This window comes from Clostridium sp. BNL1100, assembly GCF_000244875.1.
GTDB lineage: Bacteria > Bacillota > Clostridia > Acetivibrionales > DSM-1351 > Ruminiclostridium.
Genome location: NC_016791.1, coordinates 1,865,001 through 1,891,017 on the forward strand (window position 1 = coordinate 1,865,001; position 26,017 = coordinate 1,891,017).

General features: G+C 33.5%; 28 protein-coding genes, 1 tRNA gene and 2 rRNA genes (1 of these 31 running past the window's edge). 28 read left to right on the forward strand and 3 right to left on the reverse strand.

Features of this window, described 5'->3' with window-relative positions:
• The 7 genes from CLO1100_RS07725 to CLO1100_RS07755 all read left to right on the forward strand — a co-directional run.
• Positions 1-2,099, forward strand: a 23S ribosomal RNA gene (locus tag CLO1100_RS07725) (it extends 953 nt beyond the left edge of the window).
• A 116-nt stretch (positions 2,100-2,215) separates the two neighbouring features.
• Positions 2,216-2,332: ribosomal RNA gene (rrf, locus tag CLO1100_RS07730) — 5S ribosomal RNA — on the forward strand.
• 932 nt (positions 2,333-3,264) lie between these two features.
• Complete coding sequence (gene queC, locus CLO1100_RS07735; protein WP_041700402.1) at positions 3,265-3,942, forward strand: 7-cyano-7-deazaguanine synthase QueC; 678 nt, start codon at positions 3,265-3,267, stop codon at positions 3,940-3,942.
• Positions 3,943-4,090: 148 nt separating this feature from the next.
• Positions 4,091-4,231: a hypothetical protein gene (locus tag CLO1100_RS21010; RefSeq protein WP_242836705.1), complete on the forward strand. Its 141-nt coding sequence runs from the start codon at positions 4,091-4,093 to the stop codon at positions 4,229-4,231.
• Between the two features lie 209 nt (positions 4,232-4,440).
• Positions 4,441-4,587 carry a hypothetical protein gene (locus CLO1100_RS21015; protein ID WP_242836706.1) on the forward strand — a complete coding sequence of 49 codons (147 nt, stop codon included), beginning with the start codon at positions 4,441-4,443 and terminating at the stop codon, positions 4,585-4,587.
• 966 nt (positions 4,588-5,553) lie between these two features.
• Positions 5,554-6,009: a hypothetical protein gene (locus CLO1100_RS07750; RefSeq protein WP_014313200.1), complete on the forward strand. Its 456-nt coding sequence runs from the start codon at positions 5,554-5,556 to the stop codon at positions 6,007-6,009.
• Positions 5,996-6,709 carry a hypothetical protein gene (locus CLO1100_RS07755; RefSeq protein WP_014313201.1) on the forward strand — a complete coding sequence of 238 codons (714 nt, stop codon included), beginning with the start codon at positions 5,996-5,998 and terminating at the stop codon, positions 6,707-6,709. The genes CLO1100_RS07750 and CLO1100_RS07755 overlap by 14 nt, the downstream gene beginning before the upstream one ends.
• Before the next feature lie 29 nt (positions 6,710-6,738).
• On the opposite strand, the gene CLO1100_RS19975 is transcribed toward CLO1100_RS07755, so the two are convergent.
• Both CLO1100_RS19975 and CLO1100_RS19980 read right to left on the reverse strand, forming a co-directional pair.
• Positions 6,739-8,124, reverse strand: coding sequence for a site-specific integrase (locus CLO1100_RS19975; protein ID WP_014313202.1), 1,386 nt, complete (start codon positions 8,122-8,124; stop codon positions 6,739-6,741).
• A 15-nt stretch (positions 8,125-8,139) separates the two neighbouring features.
• Positions 8,140-8,748 carry a helix-turn-helix transcriptional regulator gene (locus CLO1100_RS19980; protein WP_014313203.1) on the reverse strand — a complete coding sequence of 203 codons (609 nt, stop codon included), beginning with the start codon at positions 8,746-8,748 and terminating at the stop codon, positions 8,140-8,142.
• 176 nt (positions 8,749-8,924) lie between these two features.
• Between CLO1100_RS19980 and CLO1100_RS07770 the strand changes: the two genes are divergently transcribed.
• The 15 genes from CLO1100_RS07770 (at position 8,925) to CLO1100_RS07830 (ending at position 20,550) form a co-directional block, all read left to right on the forward strand.
• On the forward strand, positions 8,925-9,143 hold the full coding sequence (locus CLO1100_RS07770; RefSeq protein WP_014313204.1) for a helix-turn-helix transcriptional regulator: 219 nt from the start codon (positions 8,925-8,927) through the stop codon (positions 9,141-9,143).
• 1 nt (position 9,144) lies between these two features.
• The gene (locus CLO1100_RS07775) at positions 9,145-9,387 is read left to right on the forward strand and encodes a helix-turn-helix domain-containing protein (protein ID WP_014313205.1); all 243 of its coding nucleotides are present in this window, start codon (positions 9,145-9,147) and stop codon (positions 9,385-9,387) included.
• Positions 9,388-9,438: 51 nt separating this feature from the next.
• Entirely contained in the window at positions 9,439-10,230 is a 792-nt protein-coding gene (locus tag CLO1100_RS07780) for a phage replisome organizer N-terminal domain-containing protein (protein ID WP_014313206.1), read from the forward strand.
• A 20-nt stretch (positions 10,231-10,250) separates the two neighbouring features.
• The gene (locus CLO1100_RS07785; protein ID WP_014313207.1) at positions 10,251-11,375 is read left to right on the forward strand and encodes a hypothetical protein; all 1,125 of its coding nucleotides are present in this window, start codon (positions 10,251-10,253) and stop codon (positions 11,373-11,375) included.
• Between the two features lie 14 nt (positions 11,376-11,389).
• On the forward strand, positions 11,390-11,530 hold the full coding sequence (locus CLO1100_RS20765; protein WP_014313208.1) for a hypothetical protein: 141 nt from the start codon (positions 11,390-11,392) through the stop codon (positions 11,528-11,530).
• Positions 11,490-12,200, forward strand: a complete 711-nt coding sequence (locus CLO1100_RS07790; RefSeq protein ID WP_014313209.1) for an ATP-binding protein — start codon at positions 11,490-11,492, stop codon at positions 12,198-12,200. The genes CLO1100_RS20765 and CLO1100_RS07790 overlap by 41 nt, the downstream gene beginning before the upstream one ends.
• A 120-nt stretch (positions 12,201-12,320) precedes the next feature.
• Positions 12,321-12,869: a site-specific integrase gene (locus CLO1100_RS07795; protein ID WP_014313210.1), complete on the forward strand. Its 549-nt coding sequence runs from the start codon at positions 12,321-12,323 to the stop codon at positions 12,867-12,869.
• 483 nt (positions 12,870-13,352) lie between these two features.
• Positions 13,353-14,024 (forward strand): hypothetical protein, encoded by a 672-nt coding sequence (locus tag CLO1100_RS07800; RefSeq protein ID WP_014313211.1) that lies wholly within the window; start codon positions 13,353-13,355, stop codon positions 14,022-14,024.
• A gap of 24 nt (positions 14,025-14,048) precedes the next feature.
• Complete coding sequence (locus tag CLO1100_RS07805; RefSeq protein WP_014313212.1) at positions 14,049-14,942, forward strand: phage major capsid protein; 894 nt, start codon at positions 14,049-14,051, stop codon at positions 14,940-14,942.
• Positions 14,943-15,269: 327 nt separating this feature from the next.
• Entirely contained in the window at positions 15,270-15,611 is a 342-nt protein-coding gene (locus CLO1100_RS07810) for a hypothetical protein (protein WP_014313213.1), read from the forward strand.
• A 616-nt stretch (positions 15,612-16,227) separates the two neighbouring features.
• On the forward strand, positions 16,228-16,899 hold the full coding sequence (locus CLO1100_RS07815; RefSeq protein ID WP_014313214.1) for a hypothetical protein: 672 nt from the start codon (positions 16,228-16,230) through the stop codon (positions 16,897-16,899).
• Positions 16,892-18,094: a 7-cyano-7-deazaguanine synthase gene (locus CLO1100_RS07820; protein ID WP_014313215.1), complete on the forward strand. Its 1,203-nt coding sequence runs from the start codon at positions 16,892-16,894 to the stop codon at positions 18,092-18,094. Before CLO1100_RS07815 ends, CLO1100_RS07820 begins: the two co-directional genes overlap by 8 nt.
• A 17-nt stretch (positions 18,095-18,111) precedes the next feature.
• Positions 18,112-18,876, forward strand: coding sequence for a TatD family hydrolase (locus tag CLO1100_RS07825; protein ID WP_014313216.1), 765 nt, complete (start codon positions 18,112-18,114; stop codon positions 18,874-18,876).
• A gap of 718 nt (positions 18,877-19,594) precedes the next feature.
• Complete coding sequence (locus CLO1100_RS20215; protein ID WP_014313217.1) at positions 19,595-19,771, forward strand: helix-turn-helix domain-containing protein; 177 nt, start codon at positions 19,595-19,597, stop codon at positions 19,769-19,771.
• 356 nt (positions 19,772-20,127) lie between these two features.
• Positions 20,128-20,550 (forward strand): hypothetical protein, encoded by a 423-nt coding sequence (locus CLO1100_RS07830; protein ID WP_014313218.1) that lies wholly within the window; start codon positions 20,128-20,130, stop codon positions 20,548-20,550.
• A gap of 133 nt (positions 20,551-20,683) precedes the next feature.
• On the opposite strand, the gene CLO1100_RS07835 is transcribed toward CLO1100_RS07830, so the two are convergent.
• A tRNA-Trp gene (locus CLO1100_RS07835) sits at positions 20,684-20,759 on the reverse strand.
• Positions 20,760-20,919: 160 nt separating this feature from the next.
• Here CLO1100_RS07835 and CLO1100_RS07840 point away from each other — a divergent pair.
• The 6 genes from CLO1100_RS07840 (at position 20,920) to CLO1100_RS07865 (ending at position 25,999) form a co-directional block, all read left to right on the forward strand.
• Entirely contained in the window at positions 20,920-21,651 is a 732-nt protein-coding gene (locus tag CLO1100_RS07840; RefSeq protein ID WP_014313219.1) for a DUF881 domain-containing protein, read from the forward strand.
• The gene (locus CLO1100_RS07845; protein WP_014313220.1) at positions 21,629-22,333 is read left to right on the forward strand and encodes a DUF881 domain-containing protein; all 705 of its coding nucleotides are present in this window, start codon (positions 21,629-21,631) and stop codon (positions 22,331-22,333) included. The genes CLO1100_RS07840 and CLO1100_RS07845 overlap by 23 nt, the downstream gene beginning before the upstream one ends.
• A gap of 171 nt (positions 22,334-22,504) precedes the next feature.
• Positions 22,505-23,434: a delta-lactam-biosynthetic de-N-acetylase gene (gene pdaA / locus CLO1100_RS07850; RefSeq protein WP_014313221.1), complete on the forward strand. Its 930-nt coding sequence runs from the start codon at positions 22,505-22,507 to the stop codon at positions 23,432-23,434.
• An 18-nt stretch (positions 23,435-23,452) separates the two neighbouring features.
• Complete coding sequence (gene yqfC, locus CLO1100_RS07855) at positions 23,453-23,794, forward strand: sporulation protein YqfC (RefSeq protein ID WP_014313222.1); 342 nt, start codon at positions 23,453-23,455, stop codon at positions 23,792-23,794.
• A 33-nt stretch (positions 23,795-23,827) separates the two neighbouring features.
• A complete protein-coding gene (yqfD, locus tag CLO1100_RS07860) occupies positions 23,828-25,024 on the forward strand; it encodes a sporulation protein YqfD (protein WP_014313223.1) in 1,197 nt (398 codons plus the stop codon).
• A gap of 6 nt (positions 25,025-25,030) precedes the next feature.
• Positions 25,031-25,999 carry a PhoH family protein gene (locus CLO1100_RS07865; protein ID WP_014313224.1) on the forward strand — a complete coding sequence of 323 codons (969 nt, stop codon included), beginning with the start codon at positions 25,031-25,033 and terminating at the stop codon, positions 25,997-25,999.
• Positions 26,000-26,017 lie beyond the last annotated feature (18 nt).

The following is a 26,017-nucleotide window of genomic DNA, read 5'->3' on the forward strand; positions in this document are numbered from 1 at the left end:
ATCAAACTCCGAATGCCGTAATGATGTTACTTGGGAGTCAGACTATGAGAGATAAGTCCCATGGTCAAAAGGGAAACAGCCCAGACCATCAGCTAAGGTCCCAAAATCACAGTTAAGTGGAAAAGGATGTGGGCTTGCTAAGACAACTAGGATGTTGGCTTAGAAGCAGCCACTCATTCAAAGAGTGCGTAATAGCTCACTAGTCGAGTGAGCCTGCGCCGAAAATTACCGGGGCTAAACTGTGTACCGAAGCTATGGATCAGCGTACATCCAATAGTATTGCTAAATAAATTAAGAAGCGATGAGGTAATTTCACGAAATGTAACATATCAAAAATGATTCAAAACATTTCGTCAAATTCCCACAGCTAAACTTGTGCCGTTAGCAGTAGTATTGGATGTACGAGGGTGGTAGGGGAGCTTACTGTTGTAGGTTGAAGCAAGATCGAAAGGACTTGTGGACGAAGCAGTAGTGAGAATGCCGGAATAAGTAGCGAGAGTAAAGTGAGAATCTTTACCGTCGAAAACCTAAGGTTTCCTGGGGAAGGTTCGTCCGCCCAGGGTAAGTCTGGACCTAAGCTGAGGCCGAAAGGCGTAAGTGATGGACAACAGGTTGAAATTCCTGTACTACCGTTAATCGATATGAGAGAGGTGGGGACGCAGGAGGATAAGTCAAGCGATCAGCTGGAAAAGATCGTGCAAGCGAGGTAGATAGTCCGGTAGGCAAATCCGCCGGATGTTTCGAAGACGTGATGCGGAGGGAAAACAAGTACCGAAGTGACAGATTCCACACTGACGAGAAAAACCACTATCCAGATTAAAGGTACCAGTACCGCAAACCGACACAGGTAGGTGAGGAGAGAATCCTAAGACGAGCGGGAGAAGCGTTGTTAAGGAACTCGGCAAATTGACCCCGTAAGTTAGCGAAAAGGGGTGCCTCAAGAGATTGAGGCCGCAGAGAATAGGCCCAAGCAACTGTTTATCAAAAACACAGGTCTCTGCTAAATCGAAAGATGAAGTATAGGGGCTGACGCCTGCCCGGTGCTGGAAGGTTACGGGAATTGCTTAGCGCAAGCGAAGGCATGAACTTAAGCCCCAGTAAACGGCGGCCGTAACTATAACGGTCCTAAGGTAGCGAAATTCCTTGTCAGGTAAGTTCTGACCCGCACGAATGGCGTAATGACTTGGGCACTGTCTCAACAACGTACCCGGCGAAATTGTAGTACTTGTGAAGATGCAAGTTACCCGCGACTAGACGGAAAGACCCCATGGAGCTTCACTGTAGCTTGATATTGGGTTTCGGTATTTTTTGTACAGGATAGGTGGGAGACTGAGAAGTGGTGGCGCCAGCCATCATGGAGTCGACGTTGGGATACCACTCTAAAAGTACTGGAACTCTAACCTGAGACCATAAGCTGGTCTAGGGACACTGTCAGGTGGGCAGTTTGACTGGGGCGGTCGCCTCCCAAAGAGTAACGGAGGCGTCCAAAGGTTACCTCAGCGCGGTTGGAAATCGCGCAACGAGTGCAAAGGCATAAGGTAGCCTGACTGCGAGAGAGACACCTCGAGCAGGTACGAAAGTAGGGCTTAGTGATCCGGTGGTATGAAAGTGGAATTGCCATCGCTCAACGGATAAAAGCTACCCTGGGGATAACAGGCTTATCTCCCCCAAGAGTCCACATCGACGGGGAGGTTTGGCACCTCGATGTCGGCTCATCGCATCCTGGAGCTGTAGCAGGTTCCAAGGGTTTGGCTGTTCGCCAATTAAAGCGGTACGCGAGCTGGGTTCAGAACGTCGTGAGACAGTTCGGTCCCTATCTGTCGCGGGCGCAGGATATTTGAGAGGATCTGTCCTTAGTACGAGAGGACCGGGATGGACGAACCTCTAGTGCACCAGTTGTCATACCAATGGCACAGCTGGGTAGCCAAGTTCGGCAGGGATAAACGCTGAAGGCATCTAAGCGTGAAACCCACCTCAAGATGAGATATCCCACTAGCAATAGGTAAGACCCCATGTAGACTACATGGTTGATAGGTCAGGAGTGTAAGCATAGTAATGTGTTAAGCTGACTGATACTAATAGGTCGAGGGTTTGACCCAAAGAAAACAGGTATTCAAAAGTAGAAGGTCTTAAAACTAGACAATGAGAGAGCTTCACATCTTTTTAAAGGATAACATTAATCAGTTCTGAAGGTACAAAAGTACCTAATAAATCTTCTGGTGGAAATGACGAGATGGCCACACCCGTTCCCATACCGAACACGGCAGTTAAGCATCTCAGTGCCGATAATACTTGGCTGGAAACGGCCCGGGAAAGTAGGTCTCTGCCAGATTTATATGAAAACCTCAAGCTCATAGCTTGAGGTTTTTTTTTGTTGTACGAGCATCGTGCCAGTGTAAGTCTGGCTAAAGATTATCGGAAAGCCGTGTTCGATAAATCCCACGCAAGGTTTGATGCAGAGAAAAGTGCGAAAAAATTAATTTATGTTTACTAGTGCTTCAAGATCTAAAAGAGGAAAATTATATATAGCAAATAGTGGTGGCATGGAGTTTTTATAAAAATACAATGCGAATTATGTAAATAAATAATATTTAATTGTGAATAATCAAGTATTATGTCAAAAAATAAAATTAATTGTAAAATATAAGATATGATATAAAATTTGCCAAAACTATTGATTTATGGGACTTTCAGTGCTATAATAGTTTTTGTAGTTTTCATTTCTGTTCGATGATTAAGTTTAATCAATCTTAGAATGACATCCTCCTCGCAACAAAAATTTTTCTTGTTTTACGGTAGTATAGACATCCAGAAATTAAAATTTGGATAGGTAGTATTAGTATAGTTATGTTCACTTGACCTTCCATAACCTTGTCCTTTTGTGTCCTGCAAAAAATATCCCGACAAGCATAATATTCAAGTAGAGACGTGACAGATTCTAGCTTTACTACCGTAAACAGAAAAAATTAGCCATTTACTTAAAATCAAGAGTATTCCAAATTATCAAAAAAATTTAATATCTTTTTTTTGAAATATGGTCATTTTAATTATTTTTCTTCTGGTACGAGATGTCGTGTAACAAAGTAATACAGAGAAAAATTTAATTGAGGTGGCCTATTTTTCATAAATTCTTTAAACTGTTAACTCGGAATATACATAAATTATAGTTAATAGCAATGATTATGGAAATTAAATTTGAAATTAATACATATAAATGGTAAATTATTGGTATTGCAGCTAAAAATATGAAAGGGTTTGGTAATGTTGAAAAAGGCAGTAGTTTTATTATCAGGAGGTATGGACTCCACAACAGCTTTATACATAGCAAAATCTGAAGGATACGAAGTATATGCTATATCTTTTAATTATGGACAGAGGCATTATAAAGAGATTGAATACGCCAAGATAATTTCAGAAAAAGCTGGCGTTAAAGAACATATTATTGTCAATACAAATATGAATGCATGGGGTGGGTCTGCACTGACAGACACTAATATTAGTGTACCCGATAGCAACATAAATAAGGATAAAATTCCAATAACGTATGTTCCTGCACGAAATATGATATTCTTATCCTTTGCAGCATCATACGCAGAGGTAATCGGTGCTCAGGATATATTTATCGGGGTAAGTGAAGTTGACTATTCGGGATATGTAGATTGCAGACAAGAGTTTATTGATGCTATGGAAAATGCTATTAACTTTGGTACAGTATGTGCTGTAGAAAAAGGTAAAAAAATCAAAATTCATGCTCCTCTGGTATGTATGACTAAATCAGATGAGATAAAGTTAGGTATTAAATTAGGAGTAGATTATAGTCTTACATGGACATGCTATCGTGGTGAAGAATTGGCTTGCGGGACATGTGACAGTTGTTCTCTGAGATTAAAGGCATTTAGAGAGGCCGGAGAAAAAGACCCGATAAAATATAAAGGGCTTTAGGTGAAGGATTGGACATATGATATTATGTTAAAGTTAGGAGAGAAATGATTGGGAAAATATCAATAACTGAAGAATTTTCTTAGGATATGGCGCACATGTTATCAAACCACAGAGGCTTGTGCAGTAACCTACTGGTCATACATATAGAATGCAGGTTCAGATATCGAGAAAAAATAAAGGAGTACTTGAAGACACTCTTCACTCAGACGGAATGGTAATGGACTTTTCTGACCTTAAAGAAATAGTTCAGAGAAAAATAATTGAGCCTTTTCTGGTGCGATACGAATGATTCTGTAGAACGTCAGATAGCAGAATTATTAAAGAGTAGCGGCAAAAAAGTTGCAACAGTTAAATATAGACCTACTGCTGAGGAATGGCAGCAAGTTTTTTTGATGATCTGACTCAAGAACTAGTCGGTAGTGATATTGTGGTTGATAAAGTAAAAATATGGGAAACTACGACTAGCTTTGCTGAAGTTATCAGAGAGGTATAATATGAATGTACAGCTATTTTAACAGTGTTTCCGGCGAGGGTATATCTGCAGGTGCAGTTATGACATTTGTATGGGTGGCTGGCTGTAATTTGAGGTGTGATTATTGTGATACTAAGTATGTCACAACGAGTTTGGAAATGGTATTCAAGTAGTTAAAACAAATGAAATTGTTAATAAACTAGACAACTATAATTGCAAGAATGTTTTGTGCACTGGCGGAGAGCCTCTTGAATTAGATAAAGTCAAGAGGTAGCTTCCTTTATATCTAGCTTCAAAAGGATTTAAGGTAAGAATTGGACTAACGGAAGCTGCCAATTGTAAGTGATACCGTATTAAATGATTTTGTAGAAGATACTAACTTTTTAAAGCTAAACTATGCTTTAGATGTCAGAAATTAAATTTATAGTTGGAAGTCGGAGAGATTTAGAATTCACATTTGAATCTATTAAAGAACATAGAAATATTCTATCTCAAACAGGCGTTACTATTAATTTCTCGACTGTTTTTGGGAAACTGGATAGTATTGAAATAGTTAATATGTTAAAAGAAAATAATGCCTACTTTGAGGAATACAAATTAAATGTGAGGTTGAGCCTTCAAATTCACAAATTTATTTGGCCTCCGGAGGCAAGGAGAGTTTGAAGTATACAGTATTAATCTTCAATATTTCCCAGTATAAAAAATTAAGAATTATGCAAATAAATACTAAAAGCCTAGTACTTTTACAGTACTGAGCTTTTATGTTGTCTATAATAATAAAAAAACACTTAGAAGAATAAATCTTCTAAGTGTTTCCTTTTGGCAGGGGAGACAGGACTTGAACCCGCAGCCGACGGTTTTGGAGTGCGTGCCAGAGCTTTATATAAGTTTTTATAAAATCATATAATCGTTGATATAAGCACGTTTTGTGGAATTGGTGTTTTATAACTTTTTATAAGTTTTAGCGGAATTTGATAACTTATTCCGCTAAAATTCCGCTAGAAAAGAGTTGAATTAGTATACTAACTAATCAATTTATTTTTAATTTAATTTATACTATGGATATATTTACCTGTAATTATTTGTGTTATTATTATATTGTCATATATTTTAGAATTATAAATATTGGAAGGTGACCTATGCAGTTTCTAGATGAAAAGTTATTTGAATTTTTGAAATCAGAGAATTTATTAAACATTAATTTTTATTCTGATTCAGAAAAAATTGTATTTCATGATACAAAAATAAATAAGAAATTCTTATTAGTAAATAATTCTTTTCAAAAATTCTTTTCACAAAGTTTAGAAGAATACGGAAGAAAAATTGACAGGTATAATACACTAAAGGATTACATATTAGAATATTCACGACTCTGCGGGTTTATAGATGGTAATGACAAGCTTAAGATGTATAAAAACATGGGTTTCTTCCAGAATAGCTATGCAGAATTTGTTATTATTCAGAGGGATTATCAGATTGATATCGGTAACTTGGGTGAATTTTTTATTGGAAAGCAAAAGATTGAGATAAGTAATGCAAGTAGTATGTTTAAAGTTATTTTTAAATATTTGGAGGAAAATAATGATTTTAGATAATAATGTTAAAACTATAAAACTATTTAATATTGTCGAAGAAAATGTAAATGATTATTTGCAGGAGGTATTATTTCTATTAGAATACTATAATCCATGGGTATTTCAATTAGGGCATATATCTTCATTTGAATATATGTATGATAAGAATTTAATTAAAAAATTTAAATCTAAAGTAATTAAGCATTCAAAATATACTGAGCCGATATATTTCTTTAATGAAGCAATAAAAAGGTATTATTCAAATCCCGAAGATGAAACTGTTTTTCTTTATTTTTATAAAGTCATAGAATATTTCTTTTTTATTAATCGTAAAGCTGAAATCATCAAAATAATAAGTGATAATATTAGTGATATGGATAAGCTATTAAAGGGAATGAATGATATATATAAAACAGAAGAGCGGAGATGCCTTACTTATGTTTTAAGAAATGAATTAGTAGAGACTAATATTAACAAAATACTCTTGAAAGCTAAAAAAAACAAATTAATTTTAAAAAAAAATTCTGAATCACTTGCAAAAGGTATATATGATTACCGGAATTCTATTGTTCATGGTAAGGGAGATTCTAATTTAAAATTAAGAATACCCTGGTCTTTAGATGAGGATATAATACTAGTACTCTGGAATCAGATTATTAAGGAGTTAGCTATAGTCTGTATTTCTGTATTTTGCTATGACAATGTATTATTAACAAGTTAGTCCTAAAAATTATATAATCATTCAAATAATTATTCGCCTTTTTTTAACTTTTTGTTATTTGATAATAATGATTTTTCCAATAAATCAGCAGCCATATTATCAACGCTTTCCAAGCTTTTAATATAAATATCCATTGTCGTGCTTGTACGGGAATGGCCTAGCCTTTTGCTTATACTTGCTATTGGAAGTCCTGATGCTGACAGTAGTGTTGCACAGGTATGTCTTAGGCCGTGGGGAGTAATATGGGGTAGGTTATGCCTAGAAAGAAACTCAGGAAACCATTTAGTTAGTTCGTAAGTATATGCCGGTTCACCGTTCCATTTTACAAATAAATGATTAGAATTTTCTATCCATTGATCCCCGCATTTTACTTGCTGTTCAAGCCACCATTTTCGATAAGTCTTAAGTGCTTCAATAATTGCCTTAGGTACAGTCATTTTTCTATTTGAAGATTCGTTTTTAGTACTTTTTTCAAAAATACCGAGTGAAGGAAGGTACTGGCTTGCTTTATTTACTGTTATTATGCATGATTTAAAGTCTACATCATCCCAAGTCAACCCCATTAATTCCCCAATTCGTAACCCGGTAAATATGTCAAGCAACACCATTGTTTTATGTTTTATATCCTCTGTTTCAAGAGCAGCCAGTAAATCTTTTGTCTGCTCCTCTGTATAGTAGCTTATTTTCTTATTTTTAGTTTTAGGAGCTTTCATTCTGGAACATGGATTGGTAAGTATAACCTGGGATTGTACGGCATGGGTTAAGATAGAGCTTATTAGCCTATGATGATGAAGTATTGTTCTGTCTGATAATGCTTTTGGTTCACCTGAAAGAGTAAAATAATCATTTAACTTTAATCCCAGATTATCACATAAGGTATTGGCTGTTTTGGCTGAAACAGGATTTTTGGCAATTAGGCTTTCAATAGTTCTTAAAGCTACACAAGACTTTTCTGATATTTCTTGCTTTTTGTAAACTTTTAATGCAGAAATAAATTTATCTTTTGCGACATATTTATTATCTAGCCTTATTCCATCCTCTTTAAGATTTTTATAAAATTCCTCAAGGTGCAAAAGTTTAAGTTCCTTCAATTTTATATGGCCTATTGCCGGAATTATTCTGGTATTTAACATTTCCTTATATCTGTATAGTGTTTTGGGTTCTAAGTCCTGCAAAGGTATCCACCTATCAACGTAAGCTGCAAATGTTATTTTATTATCCAATACTAAACCATTTTTGACTTGGTCTTCAAATAGGGCTACTTTCGATTGTAGCTCTTTTTCCGCTTTTTGAGTGTTAGGTTTACTTTCAAGCTTTATTGTTGCAAATTTACGTAGTTTTTTGCCCTTAGAATCGACCCCAGTTAAGACCTCAACCTTGTACGTGGTATCGTTTATTTTGGTTACGGTAGCCATAATTATTAATCCCTTCTATTTATTTGTTTCATTTTCATTCAACACTAAAACTTCACTAAGTCCTTCAATCATAGCCTCCATGGCTGACTTATCATCATAAATAGATGTCTGTGCAATAACACTTTTGAGGTATGAACTATCAGAATCACCAATAAAACTAAACCTATCTGAAGTTTTTTCAAGGTCAGAACAGATTTTCTCTATGTGCGGTTTTATTTCTGAAAGATGTAATATTGCGGAATTATAATATGCTAAAAGTTGAAACAGATTATTGATAATGAATTTTCTTTCAGTTAAATTAAACCGATTATAAATATAATCTATAAATCGGAAAATCTCACTATTTAAAGCATACTCATTTTCTAATAATTCAATTAATTTGTTATAATTTTCATTTCTTTTCTTAATTTGATCATTATTTTTATGATCACTTACTCCAAGTAAATAATCAGTTGATACATTAAAATATTTAGCAAGTTTTATAAGCATATCATAGTTTGGTTCTCTACCATTAAAATAATAAGATAAAGTTTGAGGGGTTATTTCTAATTCACTAGCTATTTCAGCTTGTGTCTTCCCACATATCTCCTTTAAAAGTTTTAATCTCTCACGAAAAATACTCATATATTTATTTCTCCTTTTAGTATGGTAATTAAATTATACAACATAAGCAAACACAAATCAACACTTTGTTAATATGTACATTGACAAATCAATAAAAAGTGGATAATATTAATATAAACAATACGTTGATGTAAAATTATAAAATCAACAAAATATTTACAAAGGAGGTGTTTAAATTGACAACTATAGTGCCAAAGGGAAAGCAAATTAAAGAGTTAAGAATCAAAAGAGGGCTTAGCTTAAGGGGATTAGCAATTAAATCAAATACTCATTATTCTACAATATCCAATGTAGAAAATGCTAAATGTAACACTACACCTAAAACAGCTAAAGCAATATGTGATGCTTTAGGAAAAGCTTTTGATGATTTATTTGAGATAAAAGGGGAGGTTTAATATGCTAGAAAAAGTAAGAATGAGAACGGTCGATCAGCTGGTAGCAGATGCAAAAGCTAAAGACCCACAGACTGCAATAAATCCAACAATGATAAGAAGGCTTATAAAAGAAAATAGAATTAAGTATGTACAAATTGGAGCTAAATACTTGATTAATGTGGATTGGTTTGAAGAATGGCTTTTGAACCCTGTTGACATTAGTGAAAAACCAAAAACTACTGGGGTACTAAGAAAAATAATGTAGCCAAGCTCGTTTGAACTTTTAAATAGTAAGCAATTTATTAGGGGTGAGAGAGTGAGCGACAATAAAAAATACTATTATCTCAAAGTTAAAGAAAATTTTTTTGACAGTGAAGAAATGATAATTCTTGAATCAATGCCGGACGGTTATTTATACAGCAATATCCTTCTGAAATTATATCTAAGAAGCCTTAAAAATGAGGGTAAATTGATGTTTAATGACAGAATACCATATAACTCAACTATACTTTCCCAAGTAGTAAGGCATCCAGTTGGAGTGGTTGAAAAAGCTATTCAGATTTTTAAAGATTTTGGTTTGATAGATATTCTTAATAATGGTGCTATTTATATGCTTGACATTCAAAATTACATAGGTCAAAGCAGTACGGAAGCAGACAGACAAAGGGATTATCAGAAAAGAATAGCACAAGACAAAGGAATATTACCACTACCAGAATGTAAGAAATCTAACAGAAAATCTAATAAGAAATCTGACAATAAATCTAACAGGAAAACTACACCAGAGATAGAGTTAGAGATAGAGAAAGATATAGATATAGAGTTAAAGAAAAAATCAAAGACCGCACTTGAAAGTGCTATTGATGATTTTAAAGACTATAGAAAAAAAATTAGAAAGCCAATGACTGATAGAGCCGTTCAGTTATTAATTATTGAACTCAATAAACTGGCATCTGACGATGAAACTAAAATTCAAATACTAAATCAGTCAATAGTAAATGGTTGGCAAGGGGTATTTGAACTTAAGAAAAAAAATGAGGGCACTGTTAGCAATGCAACTGTTAAGGAATTTCCTGTATTCGATAAATCGAAATTCCTAGCTAAATAATTTAAGGAGGTATTACATATATGACAATGGGATTGTGTATGACAACTGATGATGGAATATATATGGCAGCAGACAAAAGGGCAAGTTATTATAGGCCGGATGGCACGTTTGAAAGGGTAGTATCTGACAACGAAAAGAAAATAATTATCCTTGGAGAACGTACGGCTTTATTTCTCGGAGGGTTAACAGCCATCACGGAAAAAATTAAAAGTGAACTTTTATCTATTCAGTATAATTCTTGTGATGAAATAGAACAAAGGGTTATGGAGCTATGCCGGGAAGGATATGAACAGCATAAGGATATGGCTAAAAACTTAAGTATAGGTAGTATTATAGCTATCCTTGCTACTTTCAAAAATGGCAGGCCAGTACAAATAGGGTTTATGTCAGAGTTTGATTTTAGACCTGTAGAGTATTACGACAATAATTATCTTAATCTTAAAAGCAGCAATGATAATCTGGCTGCAAATGTGATTCAGCAAGTTAATAAGGCTATGATTATAGGTGGTAAAGTTGATTCATTACAGCTTTTAAAAAGAACGTTTCAATTAGTTTCTATGTTTGAGAATTCTGTCAGCTCAGCTTGTGATATATATAAAATTTCTTCAACTGGAATAACTGAATTAACAAAAGGTACAGAGCAAGGTTTGATTGAATCCCACTTGATAACAGCCGGAATACTAAAAGGAATTTCAGTTCAACAGGTTTCCAATGACGGAAAGCTCTTAGCTGAGTTATATAAGGATTCTTATGGTGGAGTGTTAAAAGTATACGACATAAACGGCTTTCTAAATGCCAAAATAGGTGTTGAATCCGGGGTATCTGATAATCAGGCAGGTACTTTGATATTGTACAATGACAGTCCATATAGTTCGACACCGGGAAGTATTCCATATCAGAGGGTAGAGCTAGGCATCGTATCAGGAAATGGTGTACAGAACCTCAGAGACTTAAACGGTAAGGGCAGAATTTCATTCTATGCTGATAGTTCCAATCCATATATAGGTGTAAGAAATTCAAACGAGAGTTTAACAACATATCTTACAGCTGATGCCGGTTATATTAATTCCGTGCCAATAGCTACCATGAGTGATTTAGTACAAGCTTTTAATTCCCACATTCAACAGTACCATAGCCAACCATAGGAGGAAATACATTTATGAGTAAAAAGGAATGGGTTGACTACCCAATAAAAACGGTATCTTTCAGCGGATCTGATAAAAAGGAAGGTGAAGAAAGTAGTGGAGACAAACAAACAAATGCAGGACAGGAAGCAGGAAACAAACAAACATCAATATAAGTGTGATTTATGTCAGGACACAGAGTTTATATATATTGCCGAAACGAATACATGTCGTGAATGTAAATGCAAGCAAACAAATGCCTACAGGCATTTATATGATAAGTCAGGAATAACAAGGCTATTCACAACTAAAACCTTTGAGAGCTTTAAAACTGAGGGCAAGTCCAGAGAGGTACATAATGCAAAACGAGTAGCAGAAAATTATACAAACAAATTCTCCGGAGTTGAAAGCCTTGCATTTCTTGGGGAATCAGGAGCAGGTAAAACACATCTGTGTATTGCAGTTTCAAATGAACTACTTAAGCAGAATATAGGCGTTTTATATATGCAGTATAGAGATGTATTAACAAAAATGAAACAACACTTTGTTGCCACTGATGGCTATGGTGATTCTATTTATCAAAAAGAGATTCAAAAATATAAAGAAGCCCCGGTTTTATATATAGACGACCTTTACAAGGGGAAAATTTCTGAAACTGATATAAACATCATGTTTGAGCTAATCAACCACAGGTATATAAATATGTTTCCTATTATTGTTTCGAGTGAAATGTCATGTGAGAGATTGCTACAAGTAGATAAGGCTATAGGCGGTAGAATCCTTGAAATGTGTAGGGGGAATATAGTTGAGTTTGAAGGTATTTCACTAAATTACAGACTAATATAAAAAAAGAGCCTTTTCGGCTCGGAATACCCAAATACATTATACCGAGAAGGCTTTTAATATTACAACAGAGTTATTTTAATTCTGATTATATAAAGAGAAAAATTAAAAGGGGTGTTATTTATGAATTATGTAGAGCCAATAAGGGACTCGGAAACTGTAAGGAATATAGCTGATTACTTAAAAGCGAACAATACTAGAAACTTCATCATGTTTTTTATAGGTATTTACTCAGGCTTAAGGATATCAGACATATTAAAACTCAGGGTATCTGATGTTAAAGGTAAAGATCGCATCAACATAAGGGAAAAGAAAACAAATAAACAGAAGAACCTTTCCATCAATCCAGTATTAAAAAGAGAGATCAATATTTACTGTGAGGGAAAGAAGCAAAACGAATATTTAATTCCAAGTAGGGAAGGAATAAACAAACCATTAGGTAGATGTCAAGCCTACCTCATTATGAAAGAAATAGGCAAGAAGTTTAATATACCTGATTTAGGTACACATACCTTAAGAAAAACATTTGGGTACCATTACTACAAAAAATATAAAGATGTTGCAATGTTACAAGAGATATTTAACCATTCAAGCCCATCAATTACTTTAAAGTATATTGGTATAAACCAGGAAAGCATTGATAAAAGTTTTAAAGATTTTAAAATATTCTAATATTAATTAAACATAATTAATCAATGTTCAATTAATATTTAGAAAACCTTAAAACACTTTCATATAAAGGATTGCAAGATATAAAATAATTAAACACAATATAAGATAAGTTAAACTAAATATTTATACATTTTTAGTAAATTTCAAAGAAAAATATAAAATAAATAATATAAAAAGTCGCATAAATAAAGTGTTTGGAAGAATGTATATTTATAAATTTTTGTTTTGAATTGTGATAATTTTAAAAAACATCTTAGAGCTAATTTCAACCATAAGCTTGTACTTACTGATAGTAGGTGAGTGCATACCATTTAATCATATATACCCCCCATCAAATAAAAACGTATTTTAATTTGACTACTCTTGACTCGGGGATGGTCACGACAAAAGATATTTTTTTGAAATTCACGTGAGGGGGGTGGTATTAAAATACAATTGTTGTCCAGTATCAGGTTAATAAAAAAATATAAGGAGGATTTTCAAATGCAATTTCTAAAAAGAAGGAATGACAAAAAAAATGAACAGGCTACTGTTCATGATATGCCGAAGAAGAGGGGAGAGAAATTTTCATATGAAAACATTATTACCAAGAAGTACAAAGAGAAAGTTCGAAACCTTGAAAAGGAAGTTAATGAATTGAAGAAAAGCGAAAAGGAAGTAATAGAAAGTATCGAACAAGTTCGAGAAGTGGGGGGAGGAGATGGCGAACTGATTTCTATCATAAGAAAAATAAGAGGAGAAATAAATGCAAGCCAAATTCAGCTTGCAAATGCAAGAGAAGAATTTGAAAAACAGACTTTAGGGTTAAGACTATTGGCAATTAACCTAGACAATATTGATAGGAACAATACGCTAGTAGATCTTTATCAGTTTTTAGGAGTCAGAGTAAATGAAATGCTTGCAGTATTAAATAAGATCGAGATCGTATCAGGTGGAAACTACTACGCTCCTGCTAGTTGTGCAATGATAAAAGATGCGACTATAAAATATATTATTCCAAATTTAAATATTGAGTTATCCAAGTTGCATAAAACGGATGAGAAAAGCAAAAAGGAGCTTACAGATAAGTTTCACAAAGAAATAGAGCGTGTAGATGCCGAAATCGAAAAAACAAAAACTGTAAGTGAGAAATATAAGACTTTCTTAAATAAATAGGAGCAAAACGAAAGGGGATTAACGATGAGAAAGAGATTCATTGAAAGCAAGCAAGAAATGGAAAATATATTAGCAAAAAAAAGTGTTCAAACATTTTTTCAGAAAATATACGATGTAAGGAAAGGTAATGGAAATAATGTTGAAGCACCGGAAGACATATACACTATAATAATGGATACCGTTGAGTCATATTCAAAACTTTATCCACTTATAGAATATTTCTTCCCTATAGGAAATGTACCGGGGAAAATCATAATTGGTAAAGATGTAACAGCAGCAGAATTTAAGCCTGATAATGTTGCCTTAAGTGCTGAAAATTTTGCAATCAACGTTGAATTTGAATATGGTAATGGCTTTAAGGTTGCAAAAGTTATATTTATTTCTAATAATATGATTGATGCACAACCCGATCAGTACGAAGCATACATAGTAAAAGAACTTGCAAGAGCTATTGCTTTAGCACTCGATGATGCTATTTTGAATGGTCAAGGGAAAGATAGCTATCAATTGGAGGGTATTATAAAAAACTTGCCTGAACAAAATATAATTGGTATTACCCTTACGGAACTGAGTGATATTCTGGAGCCTATAAACTTGGTAGACAGTGGAGAGTATAACGACAATGAAATAGTGGCCATAGTGAACAGAAACACTTATTACAAAAAATTGTTAAAGCACGTGATAAGCTGCAGCAATCCAGGAGCATTACCCAAATTTATTTTTTGCTATGCTATGCAGGAAGATAAAATTCTGTATGCTGACTTATCAAAATATATTCTAATTCAAAGAGGTGGATTTTCTTTGGAAAGTTCAAAGAATGTCAGATTTATTGGGGATGAAACAGGCTATAAGGGAAAAATGTATTTTGAGGGTAAACCAGGAAGAGCCGAAGCTTTTGCACTTGTGAACCTACAATAACGGATTGTAAAGGATAATATTGCGAACCAAAAGGGAGTCATTAATTTGGCTCTCTTTTTGTTTTACAAAAATACATCATTGGGGAGGCTTGATAAATGGAAGTTAATTAGTAGCTATTAGTGTGGCAGGAACTATGAGTGCTATTATATTTAGAACATTGGCTATCGGAACGGGTTAAAAAAAGAAAGTACAGATACAGGTAAGAATTCCGGAACCTTGAAGAGCCAATCAAACCAAACCGGGTGTGTGGATCGGAGTTATTAAAACACTAAAATACTTTGACAGCTTTATTATGAACATAGTTAACAAGATGGGAGGTAGGTCATAGTGAAAGACTTTTTTATAAACAATTGGTTTGTTATTTTATTTCTTCTTTGTTTTTCCGGTTATATAGTCTATTTAATTGTAAAACACCGCTGGGCAAATCTCCGGGAAATGGCTTATGATTTAATACGTCAGGCGGAAAAGGCTGTTACAGGAACGAAGAAAGGGCAGGAGAGATTCGATATCGTACTAACCCAACTTTACAATCTAGTACCGGCGTGGCTAAGATTATTTATACCTCGTACATATTTCGAACAAAAGCTTCAAGAGTGGTTTGCATTGATTAAGGACAGTTTGGATGATGGAGAGGTGAATAATTGGACTAAGTTTCCAAAAATAAAATAAACTAAGCCTTTTGAACGGCCGATTTGGACAAGAGAACAAGCTTAGCTAACGCCATGAGCTACGATGTAGAGCTCTGTGTAAAACGTAGATGGATAACTTAAAAATGGTATCTAGGCGTGTTAGGAGCGGCATAAATTTATGCAATTTAATACTTCATATTTCTAAACCTCTTTGTTTATAAGGACTATAAGGTTTTCCGCTTATTTTTAGAAATAAGTTAAACATTTATTTTATTAATATAGTAACTTTTTACAATTAAATCATATAATGATAATAAAAGAGAGAGGGGCTAGCGAAGGATACTAGCCCCCAAAAATAAAGATTAGAGTTTAAGAGTTTAATAGGGAAAAAATTAAATATACTATTGCTTCGATAAATAATGCAATTGCATTATTTAAGTGAGGCTTATTCATCACATTCCCCTCCATTTTAATTTCATATTATAGGTTATGAAATATAATGCGAAATGTGATTATTTTATTGAGTCAAATTTACCTCCAGGGAGAAATCCTTGGGGGTACAATTTTTCCTTACAACATATTTTTGCATAATACGGAGGAATTTAACAAAAAGTGAAGAATATAGTTTTGTATAAAAAATAAGGAGTGTGGTAAGGATGGGTTCTTCAACAAGGAAAATTCAAGCTAAAATTAAGAAAATCTTAAGCCCTGGTAGTCATGATGATAGTTATACAGTTGAGCTAGATAAGGCAATTCCATTAGTAATGATTGAAACATTAAGAATGAGAAAAACAAGAAAATACTTTGGTGATAAAGATTTTTTAAATTTAATGACAGGTGGTGTTCAGAGTGTACAAGCTTTAGGCGGTGGAAAAGTTAAAGAATTTTTTAGTGACGAAGATTTTGATTTTAGTAAAGACATCGGTAATGATTTAGAAACTGAAAGAGTTTTAGAATCTATTCTTAATAAAATTGAAAATGATATCGAAGATATAGATTCTTCTTTATTATTAAAGGCATTTAAAATAACTATGACAAAAATATTGATGGAAAAGAATTTTGATTTGTATTACTTTGTTAATGATTTTTGTGTAAATGCTTTATTTCTTATTGTTATGGAAAACATTAATGAATCTGTAATAGATACATATGATGAAAAACAAGTTAAAGATTATGATTCTAAAATAAAATTAAAAGCAAACCAGTGGGTAGATAAAAACTTGAAAGATACAATACTAGAATATATTAACGAAAAAATTACTATAAATGAGCTTATAGATACCTTAACAAAAAAAGTTGAAAACTCAAAAGGGGATTTTGATGAATAACTTATTTATTAACACATTTAACTGCTACCCATATGAGTATTTTTTTGAGAATTCGGACAATATGCCTAAAATAGATAATTATATTGCATTTGATTTTTTTAACATCTTTTGTTCGATTTATTATTCAGATATAATGACATCAATTAGTGGGTCTGATGGAGGACATAGAAATATAAAAATAGATATACCCGTTTCTGATTTACAAACTTGGAATGATAATAAATCAATTATAGAAAAAATAGCAAAATTTATGTCTGAAGATAATTGGGACGTTACATTTTTGCAAGGAAATTATTCTTTTAAAGAATGTTTAAATATTAAAAAACCATTAGATTATAAAAATGTTTCTCTATACTCTGGAGGCTTGGATTCTCTGGCTGGAGCATATAATAATTTCGTAAATAACAAAAAAACAATTTATTGTGGATATAAGCTTAATACACATGAACAGCATTACCAACAAGAAACTATTAGTTATCTACAAGGCGATTTTGATAAGTTTTTATTTAATAAAATTAGTGGAAGAAAAATAACTCCAACCCAAAGAACCAGGTCTTTATTATTTTTTTGTCTTGCAACTTTAACGGCAATTTCATACAATATAAAAATCATATATTTGTATGAAAATGGTGTTTTGTCTCTTAATCCTGAGGGTTATTCCAGACAGACTACAAAAACTACACACCCTAAGACAGTATATTTATTTAATATGTTACTTAAGAATATTGGATTTGATGTAAAGATAGAACACCCCTTTTTATTTAAAACAAAGGGTGAAATAATAAAAATGCTCGATACTAATTATAAAAATATTATTAAACTTACATATACATGTGGAATGTCAAGATTAAATAGAAATTATAAATCAAGTTTACATTGTGGAGTTTGTATTCCTTGTACTTTAAGGAAAATATCACTAGCTGCATATGATTTGGAAGAATATGATCGCGAGTATGAAATTCCATATGGTATAAATGTCAATGAAACAAAGTACATTCATAGAGGTGAGTATAAATCATCCAATGAATATTTTAGATTAATAAAAAGAAAAATAGATAATAGAGAAATATTTAACGAAATCGATTTAAGACCTGAATATTATGAGGACTCAGACTACTTATCGTTGACTAAAGAGCTTCTTACAAGGTTTAGTGAAGAAGTAGATGTTTATTACAGTAAATATAATATTATTTAAAAGGTGGTGAAAAACAAATGGCATTTATTGATTTCCATGTTCATATTGATTTCTATGATAATCCATGGAAAATAATTAATGCCTACGAAGATAGGGGCATCTATGCATTATTTGTAACTAATTTGCCGGAAATATACGAAAAACATTTAGCCAATTACGGTAATTTTAAATACGTAAAATTGGCTCTAGGATATCATCCAGAAATTATTAGTGAATATCCGCTTAATGAGGAATGTTTTTATAAAAACCTTAGATATACTAACTATATAGGTGAGGTAGGGTTGGATTTTACAGGGTGTAATGAATTAGATAAAAAAAAACAAGTTCAGTACTTTAAATCAATTTGTGAAATTGTAAAAGGAAAATCAAAAATCTTGTCCATTCATTCTAGAAAAGCAGAAAATATTGTTTTGCAAATTTTGAAAGATAACGATATTGAATTTGCAGTATTCCATTGGTATTCAGGAAGTATTAGCCTTATTAAGTCAATAATTGATAATGGATATTACTTTTCAGTTAATTATGGCATGCTAAATAGTAAATCTGGACGAAATATTTTAAGTCATATTCCTAAAAATAAAATTTTGTTTGAGACGGATGGACCTTTTATCAGGAAGGATAAAAAAGTGGTTTCACCCGATGATATCCCCCAAATTTATAAAGAGTTTAATGAATTTTATGGAATTAATGATTTTGGAGATATTGTATATTACAACTTCAAAAAATTACTTCATGATAGAATGATCAAAGAAACTAAATCTAAATTTCTAATTGAAAACTAATTAAATAAAAACATATGTCAATCTAAGGGCATATGTTTTTATTTAATATAATCTAGGTTAAATGAAAAAGTAAATTCCAGTATGCCTTAAACGAATTTAATCTTGCAATCTGGACGTTAATCTTACACAACCGGAATTTACTTTTTCATTTTTATTAGTGATTTCTAAATATTTAGATCGCAATTGCCTGATTATACGAAACAGTAATCTGATTGCCTATTTTTTCATCAAGTTTGTCGACGTTTGTTTCAGGTTTCTTATCAGTTCGAAACTTTCCTGAAGTTACGGAGACAAAGATAGATACAGTTAAAGTTTTTAGCTCTAAATATATATTTACGAATTCTTGATATAGGATGAACTTGCAATCAACAGACTATCAAATTGATAGTCTGTTTTGTTCAATTCAGGTACAAGTGATACAATAAAATCAAATCACGAACTCGTGAAAAGTGTTCACTAACTCCTGAATAGAGATAAAGTGTCTTTGCATTTTTGGCTGAACCTAAATCAATTTGAGTTAGGTTAATAAATCCAGTTTTCGCTTCGCTTTCAAGAAACTGTCACTCCTATTACTTTATGATATTTATTTTATAACCCATCCAATATTAAATTGGGTAGGCAGTTTTTGTATCGGAAATTTATTTGATAATTTTGGATACTTATTATTGACATGTGTAGATACGTTGTGATATAGTTATATATGAAAGGAGGTTGTCTAATGGGTATTGATATGTTACCAGAAGTTTTAACGCCAAAACAACTTGCTGAATTTTTACAAGTTAGTGACCAAACAATTAAAAGAGCAATTAAGGCCGGAAAGTTGAATGCTTTTAAGGTGGGTAAGGATTGGAGAATTGAAAAGGAAGCAGTAAAACAATGGCTCACAGAAAAATAAACCGTACAATTGTAGTAGCCCCTGCAACCGTCCAAAGTCAGCAGGAGCTACAAGTGTAAACATATCCTTTTAAGGATAGCTCATATCTATTATACTATTTCTTGAGCTTCCTTCAAGGGCAAATAAAAAGGAGGAATATCTATGTTAGATGAAAGTATTTTAAATTGTATTTGAAGTTATTCACTTGTGTATACATTTTGTTTCTGTCTGCTTTTGAAGGCTGGACTGTGAGTCCGACCTTCGTATCTATAAAAAATAATAGGCATTAAACTAATGAGGAACTTATAAAATTACAAAAGCATAAGCAGGACAACCTGAATTAAATAAATTAATAAAAAATTTGAGGGGGCTTATGTATGTTAAATAATGAATGTAATATAGAACAGGCAATAATAACTTTAAGTGACGAAATAGTGGAAATTCAAGACAATGTAGAAAAAGTGTGTTTACTAACACAAACATTGGCGGATGAATACTTTGGAAAGTTTAATGAAAAGAAAGAAGAGGATAAATTGTGTATATGGTGGGAATTCCCAAGGTATGCAACTTATGCAGGAATAATTAGGGATTATATTTATAAAGTAAAAGATACAATTGATAAGCTATCAGAAATAGAGGATAAAGCTTATGAGCGTAGAAAAATAGAACGAATGAATAATTCAGAAGAAACCTTTGTATTACCCGAACTTTCGGAAATGATTAAGGAACAATCAAAGGAAAATCAAGAAATGTTATTAGCATTGGCAAAAGGGTTAATGAAAAATCAAAATATAGATTAAAAGTATAAAAGCAACGAAAAGGAGAAAAACACCCGATTTTGGCAACTAGTATTAGAAAAATAGTATTCCGCTAAAATTCCGCTTTTACATAACAATAGCCACTTCCGAGAAACCTCGAAAGTGGCTATTTACTTGGCAGGGGAGACAGGACTTGAACCCGCAGCCGACGGTTTTGGAGACCGCTACTCTACCAATTGCGCTACTCCCCTAAGACGAATATTAGTATACAATAGACTATATAATTTTGTCAATGAAAAAGTTAAAAAATAAGTAAAAATGTTTTTTCCTTGAAAAAACTGTGTATAAAAAGTAAAATTATATAAAGAGGGAACCAAGGAGAAAATAATAAAGTATACAAAAGAGGCTATAATGAAGGTAAAAGACAATTTTATTATTCTATTTATCATATTTGCCATTTTTGGTATGCTAGTTACAGTACAAATAAGAAGTACTGTCAGCATGCAAAAACAGTCTGCTCTTACACTTGATTATAATAGGCTAAAAAGTCAACTGGATACAAGAGTTAAGGAAGGAGAGCAGTATAAGGCACAGATAGAAGAACTGGAACATAAAAAGGAAGATTTTCTGAAAGCTTCTCCTGAAACGAATTCCAGTAACAGTTTAAAAAATGAGCTGGATTATCTTAAATTCATATCAGGATTAACAGATGTGACCGGGGATGGTGTAATAATAACCTTAAATGATGCAGAAAACCCAGACCCTTCAAGTCAAATGAATTATATAATTCACGATTACGAGGTTTACGGTATTATAAATGATTTGAGAGATGCCGGAGCACAGGCCATAGCAATAAATGATGAAAGGCTTATTGCAACCAGTGAGCAGATTTGTGCAGGCCCTACCATAAAAATAAATAAAAACAGGTATGCAGTTCCGTTTGAAATAAAGGCAATTGGCGACCCTGACAAGTTGTATTCTGCAATAAAGGATAGTGACGTGGTAAGTGGACTTATTCAATATAAAAAGCGTGTTACTGTAGAACAGAAAAATAACATTGTTATACCAAAATTCATGAATGACATCAATGGATTGATTTCCAAGCTGGAGGTAGCAGAGAATGAAAGCAAAAAGGAGCAGTAGAAACATATCCATAGCATTAGTATGTGTAATTCTTGGACTTGCACTGTCATGGCAGTTTCAAAGTATACGAAATAATGCAAAGGTAATGACATTGGAAAATCAGAAGAAAGATGATCTGGTCGTAAAAATACTAAATGAGCAGAAAAATAATGAAAATTTAAGAGCAAAGCTTAATGAATTACAAACCCAATTATCCAAGTTTGAGAATGCAAGAGGTAATTCAGATGAAAATCTAAAACTTTTGTCGGATGAAATACAAAAGCTGAAAACAGTTGCAGGGTTATCCATGGTTAAAGGAAGAGGGGTTGTTGTTACCTTCAGCAAAGATGATGCTTTAAGCGTTGAGGATGATGATCTTCTATTCGTGTTAAATGAGCTGAGAGCTACAGATGCCCAGGCACTTGCAATAAATGACCAAAGAATAATTGATACAAGTGAAGTCAGAGGAGCAGGCGGATACATAAATGTTAATGGCAGGCATGTACTTCCACCATATGTTATAAAGGCTATTGTTGATCCTGATGACGCAGTGAATGCGTTAAATATGGTCGGTGGGGTTTTTGAACAAATTAAAGTATTCGTCGACGTCAGTGTTCAGAAATCAGATAATGTTGAAATTCCTCCAATAGGTGAAGAATTAATAAAGACAGATAAACTTAAAATAGTAGAAAATAGTAAATAGACATAAGACTCACATTGTAAGAATCCTTAGAGAGTGATGTAACTCACTTCTTTGAGGATTTTTTTGTTATAGGTAAAAGTTGTTCTAAAAAGATAGACGAACTATATATAAATATATGAGAAACATTTTATTTCGGATTTTAGAACAACTGCGATGACGGAGGTAATAAGATTGAAAAAAAATAAGGCGATTACCGTAATGGCTTTAATAGTAGGCGTAGCTTTGATTTTTGTATTTTTTACAATAAAGAAATATAGGGATTCAAATTCGGATTCCGGGTTTTCTGATATTGGAGGAGTATACAGTGCAAGCAGTAACAAAGTTGATTTTTCTACTGAACTGACAGGAAGACTTGTTGAAGGAAATAGCTCAGCCACAGAAGGAGAAGTATCCGATAAAAGTTCATATCCAAACGATAAAAAAAGATGCTGGGGCATGGCAAGGCAGTCAAATAATCAAACACCCAGAGCCGATCCGGGAACTCCTGAGTTGCTTTCAAAATATGGAGCCAAATATCTTGGAGATATAAGTAAAAAGATAATTTACCTTACATTTGATGAGGGCTATGAAAATGGCTATACAGGGCAAATTCTTGATACGCTAAAGGACAATAATGTAAAGGCAGCTTTTTTTATAACAGGTCCGTATCTTAAAGAGCATCAGGATTTAGTACGCAGGATGGTTGAGGAAGGACACACCGTTGGAAACCATACAATACACCACCCAAGTCTGCCGGAAAAAAGTGATACCCAAATTGAAGAGGAAGTGGTGGGCCTGGAGCGTGCTTTTACAGAAAAATTCGGTGTAAAAATGAATTTTCTCAGGCCACCAAAAGGCGAATACAGTGAACGTACCCTGAGTATTACAAATAAGCTTGGATATTGCAACCTTTTCTGGAGTTTTGCATATGATGACTGGTACAGGGATAAGGTAAGAGGTCCTGAATATACATATAAGGTAGTAATGCGTAATCTCCATAATGGTGAAATTATGTTGCTTCATGCGGTGTCTAAAGATAATGCAGATGCGTTAGGCATGATTATCAAAGGTGCACGTGAAAATGGCTATGAGTTTGGTAACGTTCAGGAGCTGGCAAATTAAACGATTAGAGGGTTGGATATGGCGGGGAGAATGAGTTCGGCAGGTAAAAACAAAAATAAGAAAAACACAAAAACTCCTACGGTAAAAAGTAACAAACCTAAGTTCAGAGAAAAAATTACGGAGATGCTTGAGTTACCAAAAGAGATTGTATTAAATATGCCTAAACTTGTTATGCTGGGCAACGGGGATGTTATTATCGAAAACTACAAGGGAATTGTAGAGTATGCGGAAGGAGTAATACGTGTAAATACTACGTCCGGGATTATTAAATTAACAGGTACCGATATTTATATCAAAGAGATTACTGCAGAAAATATAATGGTATACGGAAACATACTGTCACTTGAATTCCTCAAGTAATTACTTTCAAGGGAAAATACGGGGGTAACGAAAATGTTAATTTGGAGGTTGTGGAATTATATACTTGGATATGTTATTATAGTAGTTGAAGGATATTTTTTGGAAAAATTTATTAATATATGTACTCATCGTCAGATTAGACTATGGAATGTAAAATGGAACAGCAGCAGCAAACTGACTATGAAAATCAGTATAAAAGATTTTAGAATGTTGCGGCCTGTTGCAAAGAAATCCCGGTGCAGAGTACATATTAACAGAAAAAAAGGTCTTCCTTTTTTAATATACAAATACAAAAACCGAAAGGCATTTATTATCGGTTCAGCTGTATGTATAATTACTTTTTTCATAATATCTTCATTTATATGGGATGTGTCAGTTACCGGAAATGACAAGGTTTCCACAGAAGTTATATTAGAAAAGCTCTATGAAAATGGAATAAAACCCGGGGCATTTAAATTCAGCATAAACCCTGATAACATAGTAGACAATATAATGCTTGGGATAAATGACCTCTCAAGGATCAGTGTTTCGGTTCGGGGGACAAGGGTTTTTGTTAATGTTTCTGAAAGGGTGAAACCTCCGGATTTAATAGATAAAAATATACCATGCAATTTGGTTGCAGCAAAGGATGGTGTTATATACTCAATAGTAGCAAAAGAAGGCCTTGAAACAGTAAAAATTGGTGATACAGTAACAAAAGGCCAGCTACTTGTTACCGGAACAATAGAGAACGTAAAAAATCCTGAAGCCCCTCCGCTTATGGTTCACTCAATGGGGTCTGTAAAAGCCAGGACATGGTATGAAGCCAGTAGTCAGGTAGAGCAAACGCTTGTTAAAACCAGAAGAACGGGTTTCGAGAAAGAAAGGTATTCTCTTGTTTTTTTTACAAAAAAATTCAAATTATTTCATAGAAAAATTCCATATAATAATGCAGAGCACATAGAGGTAAAAAAGAAACTTTCTTTAGGTAAGAATCTTGCTTTACCTGTAGAATGGGTTGTTGATAAATACTATGAGTACGAATTGATACAGGAAAAGCTTGATATTGACAGAGCAAAACAATTAGCAGCCGAAAAGGCATTTAAACAGGTACAGGAACAGATACCGCAAGGAGCAGAGATAGCTAAAAAGAATGTATACTATACCGAAAATGATGATGGTAAAATAACTGCCACAGTAACGGTAGAATGTATAGAAGACATTGGAGTTACACAGATGATAGGAGGCTAATAATACTTGGCGGATATAACTGAGAGAAGTGTAGAGTTTTATACAATTGAACATGCAATGAATATCTTTGGAAATTATGATGAAAACATAAAAATTATAGAAGAAGCATTTAAGGTAAAAGTTTTAACACGGGGTACATCCATCAGGATAAGCGGTCAGACAGAGAGCGTAAGTAAGGCTGAAACAGTTCTTAACAAGCTTCTTGACATTGCTAAACAAGGACAGTCCATTACCCGACAAAATGTGCTCTATTTGGTAGGTTTGTCTAATGAGAAACAGATAGAAAAGGCGGATGAAATTCTTACAGATTATGTTTGCCTTACCGCAAAGGGTAAGCAGATAAAATATAAAACCCATGGTCAAAAAATCTATGTGGATGCCATTAAAAAGAATGACATAGTCTTTGGTATCGGTCCTGCCGGAACTGGGAAAACTTTCCTTGCCGTAGCTATGGCTGTAACGGCATTCAGAAATAAGGAAGTGGACAGGATTATTCTGACAAGGCCGGCAGTGGAGGCTGGAGAAAAACTGGGCTTTTTACCGGGGGATTTGCAGAATAAGGTAGACCCATATTTAAGACCTTTATATGACGGTTTGTATGAGATTATGGGTGCTGACCTTTATTTAAAATATTTGGAGAGAGGTATGATTGAGATAGCACCTCTTGCATATATGAGAGGAAGAACACTGGACAATTCCTTTATAATACTGGATGAAGCCCAGAATACAACACCTGAACAGATGAAAATGTTTCTCACAAGAATCGGGTTTAATTCAAAGGCAGTTATTACCGGTGATATTACACAGGTCGATTTGCCGGGGGACAAGAAATCAGGCCTCAGGGAGGTCACCAATATACTTTCAGATATAGAAGGAATATCATTTGTTAACCTTACAGAAAAGGATGTTGTGAGGCATGAATTGGTGCAAAAGATTATAGTCGCATACGAAAAACACGATTCAAACAAAAAGTGAGCTTGGATTCGGGGGAAA

What these genes read in the sequence shown, in the direction of transcription:
- CLO1100_RS07825 (WP_014313216.1), top strand. Translation starts at nt 18,112, where the DNA reads ATGGCATTTATTGATTTCCATGTTCATATTGATTTCTATGATAATCCA.
- CLO1100_RS07805 (WP_014313212.1), top strand. Translation starts at nt 14,049, where the DNA reads ATGAGAAAGAGATTCATTGAAAGCAAGCAAGAAATGGAAAATATATTA.
- CLO1100_RS07790 (WP_014313209.1), top strand. Translation starts at nt 11,490, where the DNA reads ATGCAGGACAGGAAGCAGGAAACAAACAAACATCAATATAAGTGTGAT.
- yqfD (WP_014313223.1), top strand. Translation starts at nt 23,828, where the DNA reads ATGTTAATTTGGAGGTTGTGGAATTATATACTTGGATATGTTATTATA.
- CLO1100_RS19980 (WP_014313203.1), bottom strand. Translation starts at nt 8,748, where the DNA reads ATGAGTATTTTTCGTGAGAGATTAAAACTTTTAAAGGAGATATGTGGG.
- CLO1100_RS07815 (WP_014313214.1), top strand. Translation starts at nt 16,228, where the DNA reads ATGGGTTCTTCAACAAGGAAAATTCAAGCTAAAATTAAGAAAATCTTA.
- CLO1100_RS07755 (WP_014313201.1), top strand. Translation starts at nt 5,996, where the DNA reads ATGATTTTAGATAATAATGTTAAAACTATAAAACTATTTAATATTGTC.
- CLO1100_RS07820 (WP_014313215.1), top strand. Translation starts at nt 16,892, where the DNA reads ATGAATAACTTATTTATTAACACATTTAACTGCTACCCATATGAGTAT.
- CLO1100_RS07775 (WP_014313205.1), top strand. Translation starts at nt 9,145, where the DNA reads ATGCTAGAAAAAGTAAGAATGAGAACGGTCGATCAGCTGGTAGCAGAT.
- CLO1100_RS20215 (WP_014313217.1), top strand. Translation starts at nt 19,595, where the DNA reads ATGGGTATTGATATGTTACCAGAAGTTTTAACGCCAAAACAACTTGCT.
- CLO1100_RS07750 (WP_014313200.1), top strand. Translation starts at nt 5,554, where the DNA reads ATGCAGTTTCTAGATGAAAAGTTATTTGAATTTTTGAAATCAGAGAAT.
- CLO1100_RS07795 (WP_014313210.1), top strand. Translation starts at nt 12,321, where the DNA reads ATGAATTATGTAGAGCCAATAAGGGACTCGGAAACTGTAAGGAATATA.
- CLO1100_RS07800 (WP_014313211.1), top strand. Translation starts at nt 13,353, where the DNA reads ATGCAATTTCTAAAAAGAAGGAATGACAAAAAAAATGAACAGGCTACT.
- CLO1100_RS07845 (WP_014313220.1), top strand. Translation starts at nt 21,629, where the DNA reads ATGAAAGCAAAAAGGAGCAGTAGAAACATATCCATAGCATTAGTATGT.
- CLO1100_RS07830 (WP_014313218.1), top strand. Translation starts at nt 20,128, where the DNA reads ATGTTAAATAATGAATGTAATATAGAACAGGCAATAATAACTTTAAGT.
- yqfC (WP_014313222.1), top strand. Translation starts at nt 23,453, where the DNA reads ATGGCGGGGAGAATGAGTTCGGCAGGTAAAAACAAAAATAAGAAAAAC.
- CLO1100_RS21015 (WP_242836706.1), top strand. Translation starts at nt 4,441, where the DNA reads ATGTACAGCTATTTTAACAGTGTTTCCGGCGAGGGTATATCTGCAGGT.
- CLO1100_RS19975 (WP_014313202.1), bottom strand. Translation starts at nt 8,124, where the DNA reads ATGGCTACCGTAACCAAAATAAACGATACCACGTACAAGGTTGAGGTC.
- CLO1100_RS07785 (WP_014313207.1), top strand. Translation starts at nt 10,251, where the DNA reads ATGACAATGGGATTGTGTATGACAACTGATGATGGAATATATATGGCA.
- CLO1100_RS20765 (WP_014313208.1), top strand. Translation starts at nt 11,390, where the DNA reads ATGAGTAAAAAGGAATGGGTTGACTACCCAATAAAAACGGTATCTTTC.
- CLO1100_RS21010 (WP_242836705.1), top strand. Translation starts at nt 4,091, where the DNA reads ATGCAGGTTCAGATATCGAGAAAAAATAAAGGAGTACTTGAAGACACT.
- CLO1100_RS07840 (WP_014313219.1), top strand. Translation starts at nt 20,920, where the DNA reads ATGAAGGTAAAAGACAATTTTATTATTCTATTTATCATATTTGCCATT.